The 2,579-nt window shown below is 71.2% G+C and carries 2 protein-coding genes and 1 pseudogene; all 3 read left to right on the top strand.

Annotated features, from left to right (window positions below; genetic code table 11):
* The first annotated feature begins 181 nt into the window (after nucleotides 1–181).
* The gene (locus OOT08_RS10380) at nucleotides 182–805 is read left to right on the top strand and encodes a superoxide dismutase (RefSeq protein ID WP_325092575.1); all 624 of its coding nucleotides are present in this window, start codon (nucleotides 182–184) and stop codon (nucleotides 803–805) included.
* A 185-nt stretch (nucleotides 806–990) separates the two neighbouring features.
* A complete protein-coding gene (locus OOT08_RS10375) occupies nucleotides 991–2,373 on the top strand; it encodes an FAD-dependent oxidoreductase (protein WP_325092574.1) in 1,383 nt (460 codons plus the stop codon).
* A gap of 84 nt (nucleotides 2,374–2,457) precedes the next feature.
* A pseudogene (locus OOT08_RS10370) lies at nucleotides 2,458–2,579 on the top strand (isocitrate lyase/phosphoenolpyruvate mutase family protein); the annotation flags it as partial.

The following is a 2,579-nucleotide window of genomic DNA, read 5'->3' as shown; positions in this document are numbered from 1 at the left end:
GGGGCAGCGGCGGCCCGGGTGACCGGGCCCGCGTTCGGCGAGCCCGCTTCCGGGCACGGCCGCACCGCGCGCATCCTGGGTGATCCCTGACACCTGCCGCGCACGGGCCATCCGGCGATTGACCTCAAGTGCGGTTGAGGTTCTAGCCTGGGGGTATCCCCGCGTGAAAGGAACCCCATCCATGCCCGTCTACACCCTGCCCGAGCTGCCCTACGACGTCGCCGCCCTGGAGCCGCACATCAGCGCCAAGATTATGGAGCTGCACCACGGCAAGCACCACGCGGCCTACGTCGCCGGCGCGAACCAGGCGCTGGAGCAGCTCGCCGAGGCGCGCGAGGCCGGCTCCTACGCCGCGATCAACCAGCTCGAGAAGAACCTCGCCTTCAACCTTGGCGGACACACGAACCACACCGTGTTCTGGCACAACCTCTCCCCCGAGGGCGGCGGAGAGCCCGAGGGCGAACTCGCCGCGGCGATCGCTGACCAGTTCGGCTCCTTCGCGGCCTTCCAGGCGCACTTCGCCGCGGCCGCGCTGGGCATTCAGGGCTCCGGCTGGGCCGTCCTCGCCTGGGACAGCCTCGGCAACGGCCTGCGCGTGTTCCAGCTGCACGACCAGCAGTCAAACATCCCCGTCGGCGTGACTCCGATCCTCATGCTCGACATGTGGGAGCACGCGTTCTACCTCGACTACCTGAACATCAAGGCCGAGTACGTCGCCGCGTTTTGGCAGCTCGCGAACTGGGCCGACGTCGCCGCGCGTCTGGACCGCGCCCGCGCGCAGACCGGTGGCCTGATTCTCCCCTAGCCGCCCGCGGCACCCCCGCGGACCGATCGCCCGTCTCCCTGACGGCGGCTCGGCCCGCGCCACAAGCACACCCGGGTGCTCCTCGTTTGGAAGCCTTGAGCACCCGGGTGTTCCCCTGCCCGGCCCCCGGTGATCTCGGGAGCCTGCCCCTGTTTCGGGCCCCGTGCCCCCGTGAAAGGACCTCGATGTTCCCCCGCCCCCTCCGCCTCGCCGTGATCGGCGCCGGTCCCGCCGGTATCTACGCCGCGGACATCGTCGCCGCCCAGGCACCCGGCACCCAGATCGATCTCTTCGAAAAGCTGCCCGCCCCCTTCGGCCTCGTCCGCTACGGGGTGTCCCCCGATCACCCCAGGATCAAGAAGATCGTGGAGTCCCTGCACGAGATGCTCGACGGCAGCGATGTCCGCCTGTTCTGCAACGTCGAGATCGGCCGGGACCTCTCCATCGCCGAACTCCGCGAGCGCTATGACGCGGTGCTCGTTGCGACCGGCGCCAACGACGACGCCCGACTCGAGATCCCCGGCGTCGATCTGCCCGGCTCCTTCGGGGCCGCGGACTTCGTCTCCTGGTACGACGGCCACCCGGACGTGCCCGAGCACTGGCCGCTGCACGCCGAGTCCATCGCGGTGCTCGGGGCGGGCAACGTGGCCCTCGATGTGACCCGCATGCTCGCGAAGCATGCCGCCGACCTCGCCGACACGGATGTGTCGCCCAATGTGGCGGACGGTCTCGCGGCAAACCCCGTGCGCACCGTGCACCTCTTCGCGCGCCGCGGGCCCGCCGACGCACGCTTCTCCGCGATGGAGCTGCGCGAGCTCGGGCAGCAGCGCGACGTCGATGTGATCGTGGACCGCGCCGATATCGCGGTCGACGAGCACACCGCCCGAATGGCGAAGCAGTTCGGGCAGCGTCGGATCAACCTCGCGACCCTCACCGGCTGGGCGGAGCGGGACCCGGCCGAACGCACCGCCTCCCGCCGCGTGCACCTGCACTTCTACGAGACCCCGGTTCGCCTGGAGGGGGACACCGGGGTCACCGCGATCGTGACCGAGCGCGGAATCCCGAACGGCTACGGCCAGGTCACCCCGTCCGGGCAGTTCCGAAGCACCCCCGTGCAGGCCGTGTACCGGGCGATCGGCTACAACTCGCGCCCGCTGCCCGGGCTCCCCTTCGACGAGGCCAGCCACACGATCCCCAACGACGAGGGTCGCGTGCTCGCCGCAGACGGCGCGCCCCTGCCCGGGGTCTATGCGACCGGGTGGGTCAAGCGCGGCCCGGTCGGACTGATCGGTTCCACGAAATCCGACGCCCTGCAAACCGTGACGCACCTGCTCGCCGACCTCGGCGAGCGCAGCGCGACGAGCGGCCTCGGCCAGCACACCCCCGAGGGGGCGGGGAACCTCCTCGCCGAGCGGAACATACGGCCGGTGGACTGGGCGGGGTGGCTCGCAATCGACCGGGCGGAGAGCGACCTCGGGGCCGCGGACGGCCGGGCGCGCGTCAAGATCCACCGCCGCCAGGAACTGACGGACATCGGCTGGTCGGCGGCGGCCGAGCGCATCGGCTAGCCCGGCTGCGCAGCCGCTGGGCGTCCGCTGGGCAAGCGGCGGACGCCCCTGTTGTTCCCCCGGGCCGGAGCGTAGCCTGGGGGCATGACCAGCATCGAACGAGCCACCGCCCTGCGCGAGCTGCATCGCGCCCCCGAAATCCTGCGCATGGTGAACGTCTGGGACGCCATCAGCGCCCGCGTGATTGACCAGCTCCCCGAGACCCG

It is taken from the genome of Leucobacter sp. M11 (genome assembly GCF_035726885.1).
Taxonomy (GTDB): domain Bacteria; phylum Actinomycetota; class Actinomycetes; order Actinomycetales; family Microbacteriaceae; genus JAPFRB01.
Note: the sequence above shows the minus strand (reverse complement) of the source record. Positions and strands in the feature narration are given on the sequence as shown.